The sequence below is a fragment of the Flexilinea flocculi genome (assembly GCF_001192795.1).
In the GTDB taxonomy this organism is placed as follows: Bacteria; Chloroflexota; Anaerolineae; order Anaerolineales; family Anaerolineaceae; genus Flexilinea; species Flexilinea flocculi.
Window position 1 is genome coordinate 770,859 of the sequence record NZ_DF968181.1, and the last position, 20,764, is coordinate 791,622.

General features: G+C 40.2%; 21 protein-coding genes. 17 read left to right on the forward strand and 4 right to left on the reverse strand.

Features of this window, described 5'->3' with window-relative positions:
• Positions 1 to 235 precede the first annotated feature (235 nt).
• On the forward strand, positions 236 to 1,603 hold the full coding sequence (locus ATC1_RS08275; protein WP_062280261.1) for a PIG-L deacetylase family protein: 1,368 nt from the start codon (positions 236 to 238) through the stop codon (positions 1,601 to 1,603).
• A gap of 1 nt (position 1,604) precedes the next feature.
• Here ATC1_RS08275 and ATC1_RS08280 read toward each other — a convergent pair whose 3' ends face one another.
• A complete protein-coding gene (locus ATC1_RS08280; RefSeq protein ID WP_172667740.1) occupies positions 1,605 to 2,273 on the reverse strand; it encodes a GNAT family N-acetyltransferase in 669 nt (222 codons plus the stop codon).
• A 389-nt stretch (positions 2,274 to 2,662) separates the two neighbouring features.
• Positions 2,663 to 3,358: a hypothetical protein gene (locus ATC1_RS08285; protein WP_062280269.1), complete on the reverse strand. Its 696-nt coding sequence runs from the start codon at positions 3,356 to 3,358 to the stop codon at positions 2,663 to 2,665.
• Between the two features lie 433 nt (positions 3,359 to 3,791).
• On the opposite strand from ATC1_RS08285, the gene ATC1_RS08290 reads away from it, so the two are divergent.
• From ATC1_RS08290 to garR, 11 genes are all read left to right on the forward strand, one after another.
• Entirely contained in the window at positions 3,792 to 4,607 is an 816-nt protein-coding gene (locus ATC1_RS08290) for an SDR family NAD(P)-dependent oxidoreductase (RefSeq protein WP_172667741.1), read from the forward strand.
• 83 nt (positions 4,608 to 4,690) lie between these two features.
• On the forward strand, positions 4,691 to 6,160 hold the full coding sequence (locus ATC1_RS08295; protein ID WP_201777262.1) for a sugar ABC transporter ATP-binding protein: 1,470 nt from the start codon (positions 4,691 to 4,693) through the stop codon (positions 6,158 to 6,160).
• A 165-nt stretch (positions 6,161 to 6,325) separates the two neighbouring features.
• The gene (locus tag ATC1_RS08300; RefSeq protein WP_201777263.1) at positions 6,326 to 7,150 is read left to right on the forward strand and encodes an ABC transporter permease; all 825 of its coding nucleotides are present in this window, start codon (positions 6,326 to 6,328) and stop codon (positions 7,148 to 7,150) included.
• A 47-nt stretch (positions 7,151 to 7,197) separates the two neighbouring features.
• Positions 7,198 to 8,151, forward strand: a complete 954-nt coding sequence (locus tag ATC1_RS08305) for a substrate-binding domain-containing protein (RefSeq protein WP_062280279.1) — start codon at positions 7,198 to 7,200, stop codon at positions 8,149 to 8,151.
• A 93-nt stretch (positions 8,152 to 8,244) separates the two neighbouring features.
• Entirely contained in the window at positions 8,245 to 8,907 is a 663-nt protein-coding gene (locus tag ATC1_RS08310; protein ID WP_062280282.1) for a cyclase family protein, read from the forward strand.
• A 25-nt stretch (positions 8,908 to 8,932) separates the two neighbouring features.
• Positions 8,933 to 9,964, forward strand: coding sequence for a zinc-dependent alcohol dehydrogenase (locus tag ATC1_RS08315; RefSeq protein ID WP_062280285.1), 1,032 nt, complete (start codon positions 8,933 to 8,935; stop codon positions 9,962 to 9,964).
• A gap of 117 nt (positions 9,965 to 10,081) precedes the next feature.
• Entirely contained in the window at positions 10,082 to 10,771 is a 690-nt protein-coding gene (locus ATC1_RS08320; RefSeq protein ID WP_062280287.1) for a FadR/GntR family transcriptional regulator, read from the forward strand.
• A gap of 64 nt (positions 10,772 to 10,835) precedes the next feature.
• Positions 10,836 to 11,636, forward strand: coding sequence for a sugar phosphate isomerase/epimerase family protein (locus ATC1_RS08325; protein ID WP_062280291.1), 801 nt, complete (start codon positions 10,836 to 10,838; stop codon positions 11,634 to 11,636).
• Positions 11,637 to 11,658: 22 nt separating this feature from the next.
• A complete protein-coding gene (locus ATC1_RS08330) occupies positions 11,659 to 12,483 on the forward strand; it encodes a transketolase (protein ID WP_062280295.1) in 825 nt (274 codons plus the stop codon).
• An 11-nt stretch (positions 12,484 to 12,494) separates the two neighbouring features.
• Positions 12,495 to 13,421: a transketolase family protein gene (locus ATC1_RS08335; RefSeq protein ID WP_062280298.1), complete on the forward strand. Its 927-nt coding sequence runs from the start codon at positions 12,495 to 12,497 to the stop codon at positions 13,419 to 13,421.
• A 2-nt stretch (positions 13,422 to 13,423) separates the two neighbouring features.
• On the forward strand, positions 13,424 to 14,305 hold the full coding sequence (garR, locus tag ATC1_RS08340; protein WP_062280302.1) for a 2-hydroxy-3-oxopropionate reductase: 882 nt from the start codon (positions 13,424 to 13,426) through the stop codon (positions 14,303 to 14,305).
• 235 nt (positions 14,306 to 14,540) lie between these two features.
• Here garR and ATC1_RS08350 read toward each other — a convergent pair whose 3' ends face one another.
• Positions 14,541 to 15,614: a PdaC/SigV domain-containing protein gene (locus ATC1_RS08350; RefSeq protein WP_062280308.1), complete on the reverse strand. Its 1,074-nt coding sequence runs from the start codon at positions 15,612 to 15,614 to the stop codon at positions 14,541 to 14,543.
• 340 nt (positions 15,615 to 15,954) lie between these two features.
• Between ATC1_RS08350 and ATC1_RS08355 the strand changes: the two genes are divergently transcribed.
• The 5 genes from ATC1_RS08355 (at position 15,955) to rpmE (ending at position 19,895) form a co-directional block, all read left to right on the forward strand.
• Positions 15,955 to 17,322 (forward strand): YgeY family selenium metabolism-linked hydrolase, encoded by a 1,368-nt coding sequence (locus ATC1_RS08355; protein ID WP_062280312.1) that lies wholly within the window; start codon positions 15,955 to 15,957, stop codon positions 17,320 to 17,322.
• A gap of 27 nt (positions 17,323 to 17,349) precedes the next feature.
• On the forward strand, positions 17,350 to 18,540 hold the full coding sequence (ygeW, locus tag ATC1_RS08360) for a knotted carbamoyltransferase YgeW (RefSeq protein ID WP_062280315.1): 1,191 nt from the start codon (positions 17,350 to 17,352) through the stop codon (positions 18,538 to 18,540).
• 232 nt (positions 18,541 to 18,772) lie between these two features.
• Entirely contained in the window at positions 18,773 to 19,087 is a 315-nt protein-coding gene (gene rplU, locus ATC1_RS08365) for a 50S ribosomal protein L21 (RefSeq protein WP_062280318.1), read from the forward strand.
• Positions 19,088 to 19,093: 6 nt separating this feature from the next.
• Positions 19,094 to 19,366, forward strand: coding sequence for a 50S ribosomal protein L27 (rpmA, locus tag ATC1_RS08370; RefSeq protein WP_062280321.1), 273 nt, complete (start codon positions 19,094 to 19,096; stop codon positions 19,364 to 19,366).
• A 61-nt stretch (positions 19,367 to 19,427) separates the two neighbouring features.
• Positions 19,428 to 19,895, forward strand: coding sequence for a 50S ribosomal protein L31 (gene rpmE / locus ATC1_RS14605; protein WP_082174715.1), 468 nt, complete (start codon positions 19,428 to 19,430; stop codon positions 19,893 to 19,895).
• A 146-nt stretch (positions 19,896 to 20,041) separates the two neighbouring features.
• Here the strand turns inward: rpmE and ATC1_RS08380 are convergent, their stop codons facing one another.
• Positions 20,042 to 20,677, reverse strand: a complete 636-nt coding sequence (locus ATC1_RS08380; protein ID WP_062280324.1) for a methyltransferase domain-containing protein — start codon at positions 20,675 to 20,677, stop codon at positions 20,042 to 20,044.
• Positions 20,678 to 20,764: the final 87 nt, after the last annotated feature.

The window sequence follows — 20,764 nt, forward strand, 5'->3', positions numbered from 1 at the left end:
TCTCTTTTAATTTATTGGATTATTTAGGCTCAGTTTTATCCAACATAACTGCATAACCATTTTTATATCGGATTTCTTTGCAAATCACATAACGTACAATCAATTATAATGGTCATGGATGAATATGAATCATATGAATTGGCAAGTACAGAAACAAAATCAACCGAAACTCTCTTTTGCATCATATAAATTTGTAAGGTCGCATCAATCATATTGCCAAAGAACGAATAAAAGGATGATTGATATTCGACCAATTCTATTATTTCTTCTCCTTATTCTGATCCTATTTTCTTCCCTGGTTTTGACAGCCGATAACGTTATAGCTGTCTCAAGTATCCGTTCAGACGACTTGACAGCGTTCGATCTTACCAATGTGAATCGCATGATGATCATAGCGCCTCATCCTGATGATGAATCGCTGGGGTCTGCAGGGTTGATCCAGGCAGTTCGGAAAAATGGGGGAGAGGTTTACGTTGTGGTAGTGACAAATGGCGATGGGCTTTCAGCCGGACCGACGTTTTCAAACTATAAGCTTTTACCTGTTTCGGATGATTACATTGAATATGGGCGCGAAAGGCAGCAAGAGACAATAAAGGCTCTTTCTATCCTGGGAATTTCAGAAGATAAAATATTTTTCCTGGGATATCCTGATTCATCGTTGCAAAGTATATGGAGTAGTCCTTGGATTGATTCCAACTTGTATGGAAGATTTACGCATGTCTCAAAAAGTCCTTATGAACTGACTTATAACAAAAAGTCGATTTATCAAGGTGTGGATTTATATCATGATTTATTCCAACTATTAACGGACCTTCAGCCGGATTTGGTCATCGTTCCCCATCCAGAAGATACCAACAGCGATCATCGGGCAGTCAGTAACTTTGCTCAATTTACTGTTGCTGATTATGAATCGAAAAACTCGACTGCGATTCGGGTTTTTGGTTATTTGATCCATTATCCAGGGTATCCTGTATCGGAAGTCACCGGTAATAATTCGGCAATTCTTCCGCCGGCAGCATTATCCAATAATGGACAAAAATGGTTGAATTATGCTATCCAGGCAGATGAATTCTTATTAAAAAAGACAGCAATAAAAACATATAAAACACAACAAAAATTACGAAGCAAATATCTGAATAGTTTTGCGCGTACAAACGAAATATTTTTTGAATTGCCCGAGATCCAATTGCCTTTGCTGGCATTTGAACAAATCAGTGATTTTGAGTTAGAACAAACAAACAACATAACCATTTACGATTCAGTCAAGGAAGGTTTTCAAAAAATCACAATTTCAGGAGCTGATCTTGTTTCAATCCAGGTTGGCCGCCTGGCAGATAAGGTGTGCCTGATTGCAGAGACAAGAGGGCATCTGCATAAATGGATCTCCTACCGCATTTTCGTCAAATTATCCGATGGAAGAACATTTGAAGAAAAAGAAAACTTGAATCCATCCTTGTTGCCGGATCGTTATTTTATGTCTTGTTTTAGTCTTGATGAAATGGGAAATCCTGATGTGATTGGATTTTCAGCAGAAACGTGGCGAGGTTCAGCAATGATTGACACGACCTCATGGCATTTTGCGATTCTTTCGCATCCTGATTGATTCATTTCGTATGATCGATATTGATTGAATCGGTCAGTCTTAGCCCATAAAGGCGTAATTCAACGGAATTGGATATCAAGTGGGACCATAATATTGTTGAATGTGAGCTTAAAAGTTGAAAACCCATTTTTTCATATAATTTACAAGCAGAAATGTTTTGGTCAGTCGTGTTTAGATGAACACCGGGAATATGATTTTGTGATAAATACTCAATATATTTTTTTAGAAGCTCTTGCCCGACACCTTTGCCTCTCCAATTTGCATCCACATTAATATGCAAATGGGCAGGATATAACGATAAATCAATCCTGTTCTTTTTTTCAGTTAATCGTGATTGCAATGATTGGAGGAGAAAATCCCAGGTTAACGAGCCAATTCGATATTTTCGCAGAACTGCATTTTTAAGGATTTGAGGAAGGATCAAATTTCTCCATTGATGAGCTTGAATTCTGGAATCAAGGCAGCCAACCAGAAATCCAATTACAGTTTGATGATCCATGGCTACCCAGCAATTCTGTGGCTGATAAGTGATGTAATATCGATAAAAAAAATCACAAAACAAGCGTCTGTCTTCTAAGAATGCCTCAACTGGATTGCCAAAGAACGCTGTATCAGCTGCAATTTTCAATAAAGCATTCGAGTTCTCTTCATGGAAGGATTGTATAATCATTGATTGGTTGTTGGATTGTTTTGAATAATGGTAAAAAAATCGGTTATACGTTTTTTTTGATAAATTATCAATCAAAGACTCCATCAGTACAAGATTTTTATTTTAGCAATTCGAAATATGTGAAGGATTCCTTGTTGTTGTAATGGTTTTACATGAAGCGCAAAAGCATCACAACAACAAATTTCCCCCGGTTAAATCGAATATTGAATCAATATTTCGAATTACTGTATTTCTTTTACACAGTAAAACGGTCATTCTATTTCGATTTCCTCTCCCGTTGAAGGCATAATCATTTTTTTTTGTCAAAATTCAGCCTTTCAGATTCTATAAAAATAAAATCGGGGAAAATTTTTCCCCGATTCGAATCAATTCGGTATGACGGACACCAATTATTCCGTAGGTTTCTCAGCAGTAAATTTTATAATATCGACATCTACAATTCCTTCACTGTAGGATTGAACGCCAAAACCGATGCCTCCTTCAGTAAAATCGCTGTCGGTTATTCCTGCATATTTTACGGGGAATTGTTCTTTATCGTTGATAAAAATGCGGATGGATTCTCCCTCACAAATTAGACCAATTTTATTCTTTTTATTCAATCCCAATTTAATATCATTGGTAAAAAATCGGTCCATCCCGGGATGCAGAATGACATAAGGAGTTTTAAACTGCTCCTTTAAATAACTGTCATATTTGAAAACTTTGTAAGATCCACCTTCTGGCCCTGCAACATAAATTCGAAATTCATACCAGCCATCTTCAGAGGCTCTGCAAATAACTGAATAGGAAGCGACAGTCGAATGAATATTCTCAAATGTTGCTTCAACTTTAATATCTGCAGCTGTGACTTTGGGATTGATGACGAGCGCGTTCGTCTCAAGACCGGGGAGGTTAAATGAGAGGCGTTTCTTTCCTAAATTGTAGAAAAAACCGTCTGGATTTCCGGCGATAACCCGTTTTTCCCAACCGCGATCCCAGAAATCCTTGTCAAATGTTTCTTCAAAGCCTTGACCCTGGGCACTGACAAATCCTGCAAAAAGCATGAGTAATATGACTCCGAGAATTGTCCATCTTCTGAATTGCATAGTACCTCCTATTCGTAATTGATTAATAATTGAAATCAATGTTTATTTCTTTATATTATTATAGCAAATTTATTACTCTCGTTGTTTCAGAGATTCAATAATTAGAAAAAATGATTTGTTATTCGAATCACTGATTTGAAACACGGCGTATTGATCTTTTATAAAGGCCTTTAAGTAATCCATAGGATTTCCAATTTTCTTATGAATAAATCTTAATTTTAAAAATGGTCAGTAATTCAATACTTCTGATTCCAATTTGGATTATCCAGTGATTCAAAATTCGATAATAGGATATTTATCACATAAGTTCTGTTGCAAAAATTATGACAGCAATGCAAAAAAACAATCCTATAATTGGAAATAGTTAGATATCATACAAGTAGACAGCATACAGATATCAATAAAAATTCCCACTAGATCGAGGTTCATGAAAATGTCACGGGATATTAGCAAAAAATTGCTTGAGCTTTTTAGTTTGGAAAATAAAGTTGTGTTAATCACAGGCGGCGGTGGAGCCATTGGCGGTGAAATGGCAAAATCCTTATCTCAGGCGGGAGCTGCAATTGCTCTATCCGATGTGGATTTAAATGGAATGCAAAAAATCGCTGATGAAATCATCAAGGATGACGGCGAAGTTATCTCCATCGAGACAGATCTGTTAAATCTTGATTCCATTCACTCCTGTGTTGAAAAAACGATGGAACGATTTGACAAAATTGATGTTTTGATCAACTGCGCAGGAATCAATAAAAGAATGGGATGTTTATATGCCGATGAGCAGACATTCGATCGAATCATTGGTGTAAATCTCAAGGGTATGTACTTCATGAGTCAGGAAACAGCCAAACATATGATTCAGCGAAGAAAAGGAAGCATTATTAATGTCTGTTCCTATAACGCAGTCATGATGCTTGGCGGTAATGGAATTTATGGAGCCAGTAAAAGCGGTGTTGCAGCGATAACCAGAGCTCAGGCAATCGAATGGGCAAAATACGGTATTCGATCTAATGCGATTTCTCCTGGTCATATTTCTACCCCGTTAACTGCTCCATTATGGAATGACCCTGTTCGATCAAAATACATGTTGGACAGAATTGCAATGGCAAGGCCTGGTACTCCACAGGATCTGATTGGTATGACCATATTACTGGCTTCGGATGCATCTGCCTATATGTCTGGAATGCTATATCATGTGGATGGCGGGTGCCTGGCAGGCGGACAGCCGTGGAATATCGATGAACCTAAGTAAAGTGGTTAATTCTGGAGAGTGAATCCTTGGAATCGAAATTAATTGAAGCAATCGGTATAACAAAAGCTTTTTCAGGAGCTCCTGTGTTAAGGAACGTTTCATTTGAATTATTGCATGGGGAAGTACATGCATTAATGGGTGAAAATGGTGCAGGAAAATCAACACTCTCAAAAATTATTACCGGCATTTATCAGGCTGATGAAGGACAAGTTTTTGTAGAGGGGAAACCAGTTCAATTTAACAATACGAGAGAAGCAATTGCGGGTGGAGTTTCCATTGTGACTCAGGAATTCAGCCTTTTGCCTGATTTTTCTGTTTCTGAGAATATTTTTCTGACAGATAAACGGTTTTATAAAAAAGGATTCATTTCTGACAAGACAGCGATGGCTGCAGAAACGTATAACCTTTTGAAATTGTTTGACATGGAATCGTTTATCGATCCATATGAAAAAGTAATCAACTTATCTGTTGCACAAATGCAAGTCGTCGAAATTTTAAAAGCCGTTTCGACAGAAGCCAAAGCGATCATCCTTGATGAACCAACAGCATCTCTTTCAAATAAAGAAATTCAGATGCTTTTTAATTTGGTTCGTCAATTAAAAGCGGAAGGTGTAGGTTTCATCATTGTGTCTCATAAGATCAGTGAGATCTATGAGATTGCCGATCGTATAACTGTTCTTCGGGACGGACTACTCATTTTAAACGGAGTGGTGACGAAGGAATTGCAACAAAAAGATCTGATCAAAGCGATGGTTGGCCGTGAAATCAATGATTTGTACGGTGTAAAAGGTGAGAATAACAAACATCGATTTCATAAAAACGAAGTTGTTCTTGAAGTGCAAGATTTAACAGACATCAATCATTATGTTCGGGATATCTCATTTTCAGTATGCAAAGGCGAAATTGCCGGTTTCTCAGGTTTGGTCGGAGCAGGGAGAAGTGAACTGGTTCGATGTATTTTTGGCGCAAATAAACGAGCAAAGGGAAAAGTATTTTTAAACGGTGAAGAAATTAAACCTGACAGTATTCGAGCTTGTGTTGAAAAGAAAATAGGTTTCGTTACGGAAGATCGTAAAAATGATGGCATCCTGCAAGAAATCAGTGTCTTAAAAAATATTTGTTTAGTGGATTTAGCAGCAGGTGAAAGAATTTTAATCGATCAAAAACGGGATGAAAAGAATTGCGATCAGATGATTAATCAGCTCAGTATTAAAGTAATGGATATTGATGATCCTGTAAAAAAACTGAGCGGTGGTAACCAACAAAAATTGCTTCTTGCTAAATGGTTGTTATTAGATCCTGTTGTTCTTATTGTTGATGAACCAACCCGCGGAGTTGATATCGGTGCAAAAGCTGATATCTATGAGATTATGCGGAAATTGGCAGAAAAAGGCATCGCAATAATTGTTGTTTCATCTGAATTACCAGAAGTGCTTGGGATTTGTGACACAATCTACGTAATGCGTGAAGGTCAAATAACGGCTAAGTTGAATGTGGATGAAGCTGATGAAGAAACGATTGGATATTATTCGACGATAGGAAAAGGAGTATAAAAAGTGGAAAAAGAGAATATGACACTATACCGAAAAAGTGCGGGGAAGAGATTTTTTAAGGAGCATAAAACAGAATTTAGTATGCTTATAATCTTCGCAGTACTTTTCATTATTCTTAGCTTTTCTTCTGAGTATTTTTTTACTCCCCAGAATATTAAGAATGTAATGTCCCAGATTTCTTCAAACTCGATGCTGGCAATTGGAATGACTGTTGTTATTATCACTTCAGGAATTGATCTTTCTGTCGGTGCGAACCTGGGACTTTCCGGAATGATTGGCTGTATGGTTTTAATGAAAACTCAAAATGTTCTTTTGGGAATTTTAGTCACGCTTCTAATTTCAACTTTTGTTGGAGCGGTCAATGGCCTTCTGATTGGTTATGGTAAGATGCCTGCTTTTATTGTGACATTGGGAATGATGCAAATATGCCGCAGTCTCGATTATGTGATTTCCAATGCCAATACAGCTTCAAAATTTCCAGAAGCCTATAGCTTTTTGGGTAAAGCAAAAATAAATGGATCCTTCCCTGTTTATATTCTGTTTATCATCCTGATGTTTTCAATTTTCATCTGGGTTCTGGCAAAGACTCGTTTTGGCAGATTCCTATATGCTATCGGATCCAATGAGGAAGCTGCTCGTTTATCGGGGATCAATGTAAAACTTTGTACCATGTTTGCCTATGTTGTCAGCGGCATACTCTGCGGATTTGGAGCATGGATTATGACTTCCCGATTGATGGCATGTGATCCTACCTATGGAAATGGCAATGAAATGGATGCTATCGCAGCAACGGTTATTGGTGGTACCAGTATGAGTGGTGGGAAGGGCACTCTGATGGGAACTGCTATTGGGGTATTGTTGGTGGGCTTTTTACGCAATGCGCTAAATATCCTTGGAGTTAATCCATACTGGCAGGGAACGGCGATTGGAGCCGTGATCATTGTGGCTGTATTGGCTGAAAAGCTTTCACAGATACGGATAAAGAAATAACAGCAGTAAAAAAAAAGCTGTTAAGATTTTTTTAAAGGAGATTTGTTATGAAGAAGATATATGTTTTATTGCTCGTCGTAATTCTTGCGACAACCGCTATGGTCAGCATCGTTTCAGCTGCTGATACTGTAAAAATCGCCTATCTCACTCCATCACTCGATGTCCCATTTTGGCGCTATGTTAAATTTGGAGTTGAAAATGAGATGACGAAGCTTGTGCCAGGCGCAGAAGTAACAACGTATGATTCTAAAAATGATGCCAGTACACAACTTGCAAATGCCCAGGATGCAATCACAAAGAGAGTTGATGCAATTGTGATTTCTCCTACAGACAGCGCATCCATCGTTGCAGTACTCTCCATCGCAGAAGAAGCTGGCATTCCTGTCGTCATCTGTGACATTGGAGCAGATTCCGGTACCTATGCAGCTTTTATTTCAACCAACAACTTCGATGGCGCAAAAGAATTGGGTGAATATATTGCGACAAAACTTGAAAAAGGTAGCGAAGTTGCTCAGATTACATTGAACCAGGCTCGAATTAATGGTGTGAAACGGAAAGATGGATTTGATGCAGGTATTGCATCAAATGAATTAGTCGATGTCGATTTCAAACAAATGGAAAAAGTCAATCGCGAAGAGGGTGAACGATTTGCACAAGATCTGATTACTGCTCATCCAGAAGTTAAAGCACTTTTCTGCCATTCAGAAGATCCCTCAATGGGAGCTTTGTCAGCCATTGAATCAGCTGGCAGAACTGATGTACTGATCGCTGGTTTTGACTGCTCTCCGGAAGTTGTTGATGCCATTAAAGCTGGCAAAATCGCCGCAACTGCAGCGCAGCAACCAGTTTTAATGGGTCGTTACGCTTCACAGGCTGTTGATAAAATTCTGAAGGGTGAAACGGTTGAAAAAGAAATTCAGCTTGGTACACTCTTAGTAACAAAAGACAACATCAATGATGTGTATGACACACTGGTTGAAGTTGCATTAACTGAGAAGTAATTTTCGATAATAGCTTCTTGTTAGAAGTAATCGATACCGATCCTGTTGCTGAAAAAGGAACAGGATCGGTAAAGAATCAAAAAGGAAAGACTCATGATTGAATTCAAAAAGTTTTTTGATCTGTCTCAGCCAGTTTTTGAAAAATGTCCCGGGTGGCCGACATATGAAATGACAACATTTCGATATGAGGCTTTTTATCCGAACGATGGGTATACTGCAGAACAAATCACAATGAACAGTCATACAGGGACACATGTCGATGCTCCATTTCATTTTGATCCGTCTGGAAAAACCATTGATGAATTTTCGGTTGATACATTTTGCGGTGAGGCAGTAATCATTGATTTGCGGAAGAAAATCCACGAGAAAGAGGGTATCGGGAAGGATCTTCTTGAACCCTATGCAGACAGGATCCATTCGGGAATGATTGTCCTTCTTAATACTGGATGGAGCCAAAAACGGGGATATTCATTGGAGTACTATCATGACTGGCCTTATCTGGCAAAAGATGGCGCTGAATGGTTATTAGAAAAAAGAGTAAAGGGAGTTGGCATAGATTGTATGAGCATGGGCGGGTGGTATGAAGGTACTGGCCGGCCGTGTCATGAAGTACTGCTTCCTGCACATATTTGGATTTTAGAGGAAATTAATATACCGGAAGAATTAAATCAATATGAAAAATGCTGGTTGTTTGCTTTTCCGATAAAATTCAAAGGCTTTTCGGGAGCACCTGTCCGAGCAGTAGCTGCGGTATAAAAGACAACGAAAGAAGATCAAATTGATGAGAGCTTTGAAATTTGTTGATATTAAAACATTTGAAATTCAAGATGAACCGATTCCCGTATTGAAAGAAGGGGAGGTTCTACTGAAAATTCATGCCTGTGGAATTTGCGGCAGCGATGTGGAAGGTTATTTGGGAAAGACAGGAAGAAGAATTCCTGTCATGACAATGGGACATGAATTCTCTGCCGAAATCATTTCACGCGGACCAGGAGCAAATCGATTTCAGATTGGCGATAGTGTAATTGTTCAGCCGATCAATTTTTGTGGAACCTGCGAAAACTGTCAAAAAGGACTTACAAATATGTGTTTAAATAAGCATTTTTTTGGAGTCCTTTCTGATAATGGCGCTATGGCGGAATACTTGGCAGTACCTGAAAAATTGCTTTACAAGCTTCCCGATTCATGCAATTACTATGACGGTGCTTTGACAGAGCCTTATGCCGTTGCTTATGGGAGTGTAAAGAAAGCTGGTAATTTGGAAGGGAAAGATGTTTTGATCATCGGAGCAGGAATGATTGGATTATGCATCCTTCAAAATGTCAAACTGCAAAACCCAAACCGAATTTTCATGGCGGATCTGAACAACAAGCGATTAGAAAGAGCGCTTACATTAGGCGCTTCGGATGTCATCAACACTGCAACAGGAGATTCGATTGAGAAAATCCGTGCTCTTACTAATGGAAAAATGATTGATTTTTCTTTTGAGGCTGTCGGAATCGAGCCGACTGCCAACCTAAGTATAAAATCACTGAAAATTGGTGGTTCTGCTGTGTGGGTTGGAATGTGCCAAAAAGAAATGGTGATTAACATGCAGGATATTGTATGTTCGGCGAGAAACATCATTGGATCTTTTAACTATACTCATGAAGAATTTGGCGAAGTCGTAAATTTGATGAGTACCGGCAAATTGGCAACGGATGCGCTCATTTCAGAAATTGTTTCCTTGGCTGATGCTCCAGATGCCTTCAATCGATTGCATGACCATCCGGAATCTTTGATGAAAATTATTATTGATCCAACGATTTCTTAATGCTTTTGAAATTAAAAAAACAGAATCATAATGGAAAAGATTATGTATTAGAATTCAAAAAAACATCTTTTTCCTTATACAATAAAACAAAAATCATTAAAAGAACGGTACAGATAAATGGAAATTGAGAAAATAAAGCGCGTAAATATCGGAGATCAGGTTTATGAAAAGTTGCAAAAAATGATCTTCGATGGAAATTGGAAAAGCGGAGATAAACTGCCTTCTGAAAACGTGCTTGCAGAATCCTTTGGTGTCAGTCGTATGACAATTCGCCAGGAACTTCAAAAACTGGTTGCGATCGGCCTTGTAGAGACAAGAATCGGAGAAGGTTCTTATGTAAAAGAGCTTTCTTTCGCGACAAGTTATGTCAATGGAATGATTCCTGCTCTTTACCTAAGTGACCGATCAGTACTGGATGCGATGGAATTTCGCATTATGACTGAAGTGGAAACTGCCGGGATTGCCGCTGAAATTGCCACTGAAGAAGATGTTGATCATCTTAAGAAATGTTACGAAAAAATGATGAACAACATTGATAATATTGAGGAATATGTAAAACTTGATTTTCATTTTCATCGCTTGATTTGCAGCATTGCAGGAAACTCAATCGTTATACAGGTTCATTATCTGTTGCGAAACGTATTACAGGATGTGATATTGAATTTGACAAAAAAAATTGGGCCAAGTAACGGTATCGAATACCACGCCTTAATCATTCGTGCGATTGAACAAAAAGATGGAGAAGCTGCGAGAAAATATATGAAAGAACATCTTATGAAGACGATTGAACTATATCAGTTAGAGTAATCAGAATATTTCCCGAACTGGCTGAAAAATTACAAACAAAAAAGAATCAAGGAAAGGCACAGAAATGAGATTTGGCTGCTGCTTAAATATGGTTTCGACTAAACCGGATGGAACAGGTTTCGAATTTATAAAAACACTCGCTGAAATTGGCTTTGATTATGCCGAATTACCTTTAGCCGAAATGACGGCTATGACTGACGAGGATTTTGATTTTGTGAAAACTACGTTAAAGGAAAATAATATACGTTGTGAATGTTGTAATAATTTTTTTCCAAAAACAGTTCGTCTTACAGGACCTGAAATCGATATGGAGGCAATTTTATTATATGTAGAGAAATCATTGGGGCGGGCATCCGAATTAAATGTCAAAAATGTAGTATTTGGCAGCGGCGGAGCGAAAAATGTCCCCCAGGGATTTCCGCTTGAGGATGGATATTGGCAGATTGTCTCTTTACTAAAGCGAATTGCACCGATTGCTTTTCGACACAACATTTCGATTGTCATCGAACCTCTGAGGAAAGTGGAATGCAACCTGATTAATACTTTTAAAGAGGGCTGTCAGCTTGCACAGGATGTAAACGATCCATCTGTCAAGGTTCTGGTTGATTATTATCATATGCGTGTTGAGGATGAACCCGTCCAGCATATTGCAGAATTAGGAAAAGAGTATTTAAGGCATATTCATTTTGCTCAAACGAATGGAAGAATATATCCGGCAAGTATTCAGGAAGACAATTATTTGCCGTTCATCAATGTATTAAAAGAAATCGGTTACAACGAACGAATCAGTTGCGAAGCGTATTCTACAAATTTTATCAAGGACGCAGAGAGAACGCTGAAGTTTTTTGGAGAAAATTTCGAATAAGAGCATAAAGGAGAACATTCTGATGGACAGAAATGAATTAATTTCAATGTTGGAAACAAAGGCAAAAAAGTTACGCAGAGGAGTGATTGTCAGTATCGGTGTCGGACTTGCAGGACATGTTGGCGGGTCGTGTTCATCAGCTGATATTGTTTCTGCCTTATATTTTTATAAAATGCATTATGACCCAAAAAATCCGAAAATGAAAGATCGTGATCGTTTCCTTTTAAGTAAAGGTCATGTTGCAATTCTGCAATATACTGCATTGGCTGAAGCAGGTTTTTTCCCCTATGAGGAATTAGCCCATACAAAGGAAATTGGTTCAATGCTACAAGGTCATCCCGATGTTCAAAAAACACCAGGAATTGAAGCAGGCACAGGCTCTCTGGGGCAAGGGTTATCGATCGCATTGGGTATGTCATTAGGCATGAAATTAGATCGAATCGAAAATCGAAAAGTGTATGTTTTAATCGGTGACGGCGAACTGGATGAAGGTCAGAATTGGGAAGCTGCAATGGCTTGCGCTGCCCATAAAGCGGATAATTTATGTGCGATTGTAGATCGAAACAGGCTGCAAGCAACCGGAAAAATTGTTGAACGTTTTCCAATTGAACCTATTGATAAAAAATTCGAGGCATTTGGGTGGAACGTTATTGAAATTGACGGGCATAATATGGGCGAGATTATTGATGCCCTTGATAAATCGGATTCGGTTAAGGATAAACCGACTGTCATTATTGCCAATACAATCAAAGGCAAAGGTATCAGCTTCGCTGAAAATGTGGTCAGTTTCCATAATGGAATCCTGTCTGAAGAACAATACCAACAAGCGTTGAAAGAACTGTCCTAAGGAGGAAAGAAATGACTTATACAAATCAAAGACTTGCATACGGAAATACGCTGGTTGCATTAGGAAAAGAAAACGATCGAATTGTGGTTCTGGATGCGGATCTGGCGGCTTCTACCATGGGAAAGTTATTCGAAGCAGCTTTTCCCGAGAGGCATTTTGAGATGGGTATCGCAGAAGCAAATATGACTTCTACTGCAGCCGGGCTTGCGCAGATGGGTTTTATTCCGTTCACAAATTCTTTTGCAGTATTTGCAGCGGGACGATCCTATGATCAAATTCGTCAAACGATTGCGATTGGATGCCTTAATGTTAAAATTTGCGGATCTTCTGCCGGTTTATCCGATTTTGGAGATGGATCAACGCACCAGGCAGTTGAGGATATCGCCATTATGCGGGCAATTCCGAATATGACTGTTGTATGCCCGGCGGATGCGATTGAAACTGAGAAGATTACCAGAGCGATTGCGTCCGTCCAAGGTCCATGCTATATTCGAATCTGTCGCAACGATATGGAGAATATTACCAGCGAAGATGATCCATTTGTTCTTGGAAAACCATCTCTTTTAAAAGATGGGTCCGATTATGTGATTTTCGCAACAGGTGTTATGTGTTCTGTCGCATTGAAAGCTGCTGAGAGCATTAAAAATCATTCAGTTCGAGTTGTCAATGTCAGCACGATTAAACCTTTAGATCGGGCAGCAGTGATCGAATTTGTGCGGGATATGAAAGGGGTAGTCTGCGCTGAAGAACATTCGATCATTGGCGGTCTCGGTAGTGCGATTGCTGAAGCACTGCGACGGGAATGCAAACCGATTGAGTTTGTTGGAATTGAGGATAAATTTGGCTGCAGTGGTCATAATTATCCTGAATTACTGGCTCATTATGGCTTAACGGAAGAACATATTATCGAAGCAATCGAAAGTTTTGAAAGGATCTGAAAATGAAAATCGGTTTTATTGGATTAGGTATCATGGGGAAACCCATGGTGAGAAATTTATTGAAAGCCGGGCATGAACTGGTCGTTTATGACGTAATTCCATCCAACATCGAAGAGGTTGTGAATTCTGGAGCAAAAAAGGCTGCTTCCTCAAAAGAAGTCGCTGCATCAGCTACGCTGATTATCACGATGCTTCCGAATTCTCCAGAAGTGAAAGAAGTCGTATTGGGTGAAAATGGAGTACTTGAAGGTGCAAAACCAGGTTCAATTCTTATTGATATGAGCTCAATCGCACCACTGGCTTCCCAGGAAATTTGTAAAGCATGCGCAGAGAAAGGCGTTCGCATGATCGACGCGCCGGTCAGCGGTGGAGAGCCCAAAGCAATAGATGGAACATTGTCGATCATGGTGGGCGGTGAAAAACAGGTATTCGATGAGGTTTATGAGATTTTACTGCAAATGGGCAGCAGCGCAGTCTATTGCGGCGAAATCGGGGCTGGAAATACGACAAAACTGGCTAATCAGGTTATTGTAGCCTGCAATATTGCTGCGTTATCCGAAGCTTATATGCTCAGCGCACGAGCGGGCGTGGATCCGAAACTGGTATTTGCTGCGATCAAAGGCGGACTGGCTGGTTCAACAGTGATGAATGCGAAAAGCCCGATGATTTTTGATCATAATTTTAAACCTGGATTCAAGGTGGATCTGCACATTAAAGATCTGAAGAATGCTCTGGACACCGGTCACGCTGTCGGATCACCGCTGCCTTTGACTGCTCTTGTTTTCGAAATGCTGCAAACATTGCATTCTGATGGATGCGGGCAAAATGATCATAGTGCGATCGCAAAATTCTATGAAAAAGTTGCAGGGAAAACTATCTGCTGATTAGGGAAAATGAATCTTGAAAAGAAAAGACTGTCGCGGTTTGCATTTCGCTGCAGTCTTTTCTTTCATTGGGATTGATTCCAGTACTTCGAAATATTTAATTGCTATTCGAATCAATCTGGGAAAACTTGTTGTTGTGATGCTTTTGCGCTCAGCGCAAAAACATCACAACAACAAAGAAACTTCCTTATATTTCGAAAGACAGGGTCTCATATCAAATCACTGTTATGTTTTTCTATTCTTTCAGTAAGACCGTATACGGATCTCTTAGGATGTCTTCCAGTAAATTGTAATCTACCTGAAATTCCTGGATTCCTTCAGAATAAGGAAGGATTTCATATTGCTGATAGAAAACAACAAATCCGTTTTTCGAAAGGTAGAATGGTTGGCTCAAATTCATGCCGGTAAAAGGTTCAAAGAGCAGTGATAACAATCCTCGTTGGCTTAAGAGTGTTTGAATCTGATCATTGAAAATTGTCAGATAATCCGCGTCATCAGTAAAGAAATCTTGCAGTTTAAATTGTTCGCCTGTTTGTAAATCAAAAGTAAACGCTGTTTGGATTGTTCCGCCATGAGCGCCGCCTGCGAACTGATAATCCAAGAAAATAAGACTTAACAGACCATTCTGATTGTATTTAATCTGATAGTTGAAATATGTCTCGCATTTTTTGGGCATATCGGGAAAATCCTTCGCATAATCTGCCAATTCTTTTGCGTTTTTCTCGCCTTTCTGGATTGCAAGATCTGCTAATTGTTTAAATTCATAATTGAGCTTATCTTGAATCTTCTGATCTTTCAAACCTTTCACAGCCGGATATTGAATGGATACCTTTAGAATATCATTTTCAAAAGACTCTTTGATGGTGTTAATTTCAATCTCATTTTCTTTGATTTTTCCAAGATAAACAGTGTTATTTGATCTGTCCCAATATACGCGCAAGTTTAGCGAATCCGAGAAAAAATCAGCGCTGAAATAATGCATGCCGTTTGTTACGGCGGGGATCTCATTTAAATAATAATCATGGCTCTGAATGGAAACTTTTGCTTCTGTTAAATCAATGGTGATGGCATTGTCATCGGTTGTCTTGATAATGAGCTGATCTTGAATGGATGTATCCATGGAATAGCCGAGGGCAGCGGTGACTGCCTCAAGGGGCAATCTGAGCGTTCCATTTTTCACAATCGCTTTAGAATCAAGCGGTTTCCCATCCATAGAGAGTAGAGGATTCTCTGATGCAGCAAAACCTTGCATAGTATGAAACGAGAAATATAAAACCAGCATGAGGATAATCCAAAATTTTCTATTCATTTTTTCTCCTATTCAACTTCTTTTCTACTCTTCATTGTAACTTTATTTTCTTCGCCAGTAATTTGAATTATCCAGCAATTCGAAATATGGATTGACTTTTCGAATCAATCAAGAACAACAAAGAATTTTTTTTATTTCGAATTACTGTGAATTATCGACTTGCTATTTGTATCAATCGGGAAAAACTAAAAGAATCCTATCCGTATTTCATGCCTGTGCTTTCTTGTAAATTCATACATTTTTGTTATAATTTCAAGTTGTAAGACAATTAATTTTGATAGCTGTGTGATATAGCACATCAAGAGAAATCTTCATGTAAAAAAAGGCAGGAGGTTTTGGCATGGACTTTGAAGCGATTAAAAAAGCTGCAAAAGGGTACGAAACTGATATGACCAGATTCTTACGAGATCTGATCGCAATTCCCAGCGAAAGCGCTGATGAGGAAGGTGTTATTCGGCGTATTGCGATGGAAATGGAAAAAGTCGGTTTCGACAAAGTCGAGATTGATCCGGAAGGAAACGTGCTCGGCTGGATGGGAAATGGCGATAAGATTATCGCCTATGATAGCCATATCGACACAGTTGGCATTGGCAACATCAACAACTGGAAATTTGATCCATACAAAGGATTTGAGACAGAGACTGAAATTGGAGGCCGCGGCGGTTCTGACCAGGAAGGCGGCATCGTTTCCTCCGTGTATGGTGCAAAGATCATGAAAGATATGAATTTGATTCCTGCCGATACCAGGATTCTGGTTGTCGGAACGGTTCAGGAAGAGGACTGTGACGGTTTGTGCTGGCAGTTCATTCATAATGAGGACAAAATCACCCCTGAATTTGTCATATCGACCGAACCGACAGATGGCGGCATCTATCGCGGACATCGCGGGCGTATGGAAATCCGTGTGGACGTCCACGGCGTCTCCTGCCATGGTTCAGCTCCGGAACGAGGGGATAACGCCATTTATAAGATGGCTGATATCATTCAAAATATTCGATCACTCAATGAAAATGATGATGCCGATGAGAATGAAATCAAGGGTCTGGTAAAGATGCTCAACCCGAAATACAACCCTGATCATTATGAAGATGCTCGCTTTCTTGGGCGCGGTACCTGCACAGTATCGGAGATTTTCTTCACATCTCCTTCACGTTGTGCAGTAGCCGATTCCTGCTCGATTTCCATTGACCGTCGTATGACAGCCGGTGAAACCTGGGATTCCTGTCTGGATGAAATCCGTCAGCTGCCAGCTTGCAAAAAATATGGTGAAGATGTAGTTGTTTCCATGTATATGTATGACCGCCCGGCTTGGACTGGATTGGTTTATAAAACCGAATGTTATTTTCCAACATGGATCAACCGGGAAAACGCCCCTCATGTTCAGGCGTTAGTAGATGCCCATAAGAAGCTGTTCGGTGAAGAGCGCATTGGTGATGAAAAAACGATGCACTTGCGCAAGCGTCCGCTGATTGACAAGTGGACATTCTCTACCAATGGCGTTTCCATTCAGGGACGCTACGGAATTCCATGTGTCGGGTTTGGTCCGGGTGCGGAATCACAAGCGCACGCACCGAATGAAATTACCTGGAAGCAGGATCTGGTCACTTGTGCGGCATTGTATGCAGCTGTCCCAAGCCTTTATAAGGGCAAGGGAACAGAAGATGTCAGCGAATATCGCGGCGGAAAAACGAATAACAATATCAAGTAATGGACAGAAAAATAAGGAGAAGAGAAAATGTCGAAAGCGATCGAACTTGTAAATCAACTGGAGAAACTTCAGATAAAAAACTTGTATAACAGTGATTTCTATTGGACCTGGGATAAGACGGATGATGAAATTGCTGCTATCTTTACTGTGGCGGATGCGCTGCGCGATCTGCGTGAGCGAAATCGGTCATGCCGTGTGTTTGATTCCGGACTTGGCATTTCTGTATTTCGCGATAATTCAACCCGTACTCGATTCTCCTATGCTTCTGCCTGTAATTTACTGGGATTGGATGTAAAAGATCTGGACGAAAAGAAGTCGCAAATTGCTCATGGCGAAACAGTTCGTGAAACTGCCAATATGATTTCTTTCATGGCTGATGTGATCGGCATTCGCGATGACATGTTCATCGGCGAAGGTCATAAATATATGAAAACTTTCATGGATGCAGTGACTGAGGGCTATGAAAAAGGTATTCTGGAACAGCGGCCGATGCTCGTCAATTTGCAATGCGATGTGGATCATCCGACACAATCCATGGCGGACATGGATCACATCATCCATCACTTTGGCGGTGTTGAGAATCTGAAGGGCAAGAAAATCGCCATGAGTTGGGCTTATTCCCCTTCATATGGGAAACCGCTCTCTGTCCCGCAAGGTGTGGTTGGACTGATGACCCGTTTCGGAATGGAAGTTGTGTTGGCACATCCCAAAGGCTATGAAATTATGCCGGATATTGAAAAAATCGCGCAGGAGAATGCAAAAGGAACCGGCGGATCTTTCCGCAAAGTCAGTTCCATGGCAGAAGCTTTCGAAGATGCAGACATTGTTTATCCGAAATCCTGGGCACCGTTTGCCGCAATGGAAGAACGTACCAGGCTTTACCAGGCTGGCGACAAAGATGGCATTGATCAATTGGAAAAGAAATTGCTGGCACAGAACGCGGAGTTCAAGGATTGGACTTGCACTGAAGATCTCATGAAACGCACAAAAAATGGCACAGCGCTGTATATGCACTGTCTGCCCGCCGATATCAGCGGCCTTTCCTGCAAGGAAGGCGAGGTGGAAAACTCAGTTTTTGAGCGTTATATCACTCCGTTGTACAAACAAGCGTCTTATAAGCCATATATCATCGCTGCGATGATCCTGACTTCCAAGGTACAGGATCCCGTTGCTGCATTGCGGAAGATGGATGCAGGTTCGGAGAGAAAATTATTCTAAGAGTCATTGGCATGTAACCGGCCTTTCGAGTAATGAAAAGCCTATCCGAAATGAAATTGTGAGAGGGGCGACTCGTAACGTCTTGTTTGACAGCGCTCGAACATGCGGTATAATTGACAACGCTTATTTTTGGATCGCAATACGATCCAAGCGAATAAACGAAAAGCCAACTTCCCCTTGCAAAGGCGGAATGACGCGTTTGTCATGGTGAAGTGAAGATTGGAGAAAAAGGATGAAATACGCAATTTTTGAAAGCGGCGGAAAACAATACAAAGCCGTTGAAGGTTCCAGTGTTGTGATCGATCGTCTGGATGTCGAACCAGGACAGCAAATCGATCTCAATCAGGTTCTGCTTCTGGTCAATGACGGTTCAGTAGCAGTGGGAACTCCTGTTGTAAAAGGCGCTACGATTAAAGCGACTGTTGTGGGTGATGAAAAAGGGCCGAAGTTGATTATATTCAAGTATCGCCAGAAAAAACACTATCGTGTGAAGACCGGCCATCGTCAGGTTTATACACGTGTAAAAATTGAAGCGATTGAGGGGTAAAAGATAATGGCACATAAAAAAGGTGGCGGCTCCAGCCGTAACGGGCGCGACAGCAATTCACAACGTTTGGGTATAAAATGCTATGGCGGACAGACTGTTCCAGCCGGAAGCATTCTTGTACGCCAGCATGGCACAAAAATTAAACCGGGTCTGAACGTCGGAGTAGGCAAAGATTTTACTTTGTTTGCAAAAGCGGAAGGACAGGTTGTCTATGAAACACTTCCGTCAGGACAAAAGCGTGTCAACATTGCTCCTGAAAGTTTGCCGGAAGCCGAGTAATGATCACTTATCCGTTTCCGAAGTCAAATAGGAAACGAGTTGTGGAAGGAATGAAAAGAAAATGAAAAAAAATATCCATCCAAAGTATTACCCGGAAGCAAAGGTGATTTGCGCATGTGGAAATACATGGACAACAGGTTCAATTAAAGCAGAAATTCGTACAGAAGTCTGTTCAGCATGCCATCCATTCTTCACTGGCCAGCAGTCACGTATGCTGGATATGGAAGGACAGGTTGATCGCTTCTACCGTCGTTTACAGGCTCGCCAGGAATTTTTGGAAGACAAGAAAAACCGTGAAGAAGCGAAAACATCTCCTGATCGTTTGATTTCTGAACTCGATCTCGGCAAACGTCCGACTGAAATTCTTGCGGAAGCCGGATTTGTAAAAATTGCAGATGTTCTGGCAAAATTATCCGAATCAGGTGATGCAGGACTTCTCGATATTCATGGCTTCGGACAAAAATCATTAATCGATCTGAAAAAGAAACTGCGCTCGTTAGGGTATGAAGTTTCCGTTAGTGAAGAGTAAATATAATTGATCATAAAAAAAGCATCTCGATTCAAATCGGGATGCTTTTTTTTTATTGTCGTTCGCAATGATACATATGACATCGGGAAATGGAAACCAGCAACAACGGAACCTTCACCCGTATCAATCACGAAATTCTTATTGGATTATTGATCGTATTCTTTTCTCACCAACAGCGTAAAATCATAAATCTTATAGTCGTGCAGTAGCGCCACATTCTTTGAAAAATGCCTTTTGCAGTAATCGAATAGAAAACACGGATCTGCATAATAAAGGTCGGGTCTTTCATCCATTCGATTCTGATCGGAGTAAGTAGTCAGAAAATTTACCGAAAAGCCACGGGAGGTATGCTTATCAAACACATGCAGTGATTTCAGGATATGGTCAGTCCATTCTTCACGGGAATGATCCAGTTTGATATTGAAAACTCCGGATGCTGATAGATAATCTGTCACAGGTATTTCTTCCAGCGATGAATGAAAAGAAACCTGCTTGTCATTCTGATAATGCTGTGCGCCTTTTTGGATTGCATCTTCGAGGATATCATATCCATAGAAATGTGTTGGGAAAAGCCCTTTGGAACGCATATAATCAATCAAATGGCCGTAACCGCAGCCAAATTCAAGAAATGTAAACGATTCCCCAGGATTAATAATTTTTAATAATTGATCGAAGCGTACTTCCTGCGCGTAGGCTGAATTCCATCCGACGCCTTCCGCCGATTCGCCATGTTCCTGAAAACAATTCTTAAAAAAGCTGCGGACATCATCGAGTTGAACCATGGATAATCCTATTTCTGATAATTTCATTTTAACGATTGACTTTTATTCTTTTAGCAAGGCTTGATTCTGTTTCCCTGCAATTCAAAA

What these genes read in the sequence shown, in the direction of transcription:
- ATC1_RS08275 (WP_062280261.1), top strand. Translation starts at nt 236, where the DNA reads ATGATTGATATTCGACCAATTCTATTATTTCTTCTCCTTATTCTGATC.
- ATC1_RS08280 (WP_172667740.1), bottom strand. Translation starts at nt 2,273, where the DNA reads ATGATTATACAATCCTTCCATGAAGAGAACTCGAATGCTTTATTGAAA.
- ATC1_RS08285 (WP_062280269.1), bottom strand. Translation starts at nt 3,358, where the DNA reads ATGCAATTCAGAAGATGGACAATTCTCGGAGTCATATTACTCATGCTT.
- ATC1_RS08290 (WP_172667741.1), top strand. Translation starts at nt 3,792, where the DNA reads ATGTCACGGGATATTAGCAAAAAATTGCTTGAGCTTTTTAGTTTGGAA.
- ATC1_RS08300 (WP_201777263.1), top strand. Translation starts at nt 6,326, where the DNA reads ATGTCCCAGATTTCTTCAAACTCGATGCTGGCAATTGGAATGACTGTT.
- ATC1_RS08305 (WP_062280279.1), top strand. Translation starts at nt 7,198, where the DNA reads ATGAAGAAGATATATGTTTTATTGCTCGTCGTAATTCTTGCGACAACC.
- ATC1_RS08310 (WP_062280282.1), top strand. Translation starts at nt 8,245, where the DNA reads ATGATTGAATTCAAAAAGTTTTTTGATCTGTCTCAGCCAGTTTTTGAA.
- ATC1_RS08315 (WP_062280285.1), top strand. Translation starts at nt 8,933, where the DNA reads ATGAGAGCTTTGAAATTTGTTGATATTAAAACATTTGAAATTCAAGAT.
- ATC1_RS08320 (WP_062280287.1), top strand. Translation starts at nt 10,082, where the DNA reads ATGGAAATTGAGAAAATAAAGCGCGTAAATATCGGAGATCAGGTTTAT.
- ATC1_RS08325 (WP_062280291.1), top strand. Translation starts at nt 10,836, where the DNA reads ATGAGATTTGGCTGCTGCTTAAATATGGTTTCGACTAAACCGGATGGA.
- ATC1_RS08330 (WP_062280295.1), top strand. Translation starts at nt 11,659, where the DNA reads ATGGACAGAAATGAATTAATTTCAATGTTGGAAACAAAGGCAAAAAAG.
- ATC1_RS08335 (WP_062280298.1), top strand. Translation starts at nt 12,495, where the DNA reads ATGACTTATACAAATCAAAGACTTGCATACGGAAATACGCTGGTTGCA.
- garR (WP_062280302.1), top strand. Translation starts at nt 13,424, where the DNA reads ATGAAAATCGGTTTTATTGGATTAGGTATCATGGGGAAACCCATGGTG.
- ATC1_RS08350 (WP_062280308.1), bottom strand. Translation starts at nt 15,614, where the DNA reads ATGAATAGAAAATTTTGGATTATCCTCATGCTGGTTTTATATTTCTCG.
- ATC1_RS08355 (WP_062280312.1), top strand. Translation starts at nt 15,955, where the DNA reads ATGGACTTTGAAGCGATTAAAAAAGCTGCAAAAGGGTACGAAACTGAT.
- ygeW (WP_062280315.1), top strand. Translation starts at nt 17,350, where the DNA reads ATGTCGAAAGCGATCGAACTTGTAAATCAACTGGAGAAACTTCAGATA.
- rplU (WP_062280318.1), top strand. Translation starts at nt 18,773, where the DNA reads ATGAAATACGCAATTTTTGAAAGCGGCGGAAAACAATACAAAGCCGTT.
- rpmA (WP_062280321.1), top strand. Translation starts at nt 19,094, where the DNA reads ATGGCACATAAAAAAGGTGGCGGCTCCAGCCGTAACGGGCGCGACAGC.
- rpmE (WP_082174715.1), top strand. Translation starts at nt 19,428, where the DNA reads ATGAAAAAAAATATCCATCCAAAGTATTACCCGGAAGCAAAGGTGATT.
- ATC1_RS08380 (WP_062280324.1), bottom strand. Translation starts at nt 20,677, where the DNA reads ATGGTTCAACTCGATGATGTCCGCAGCTTTTTTAAGAATTGTTTTCAG.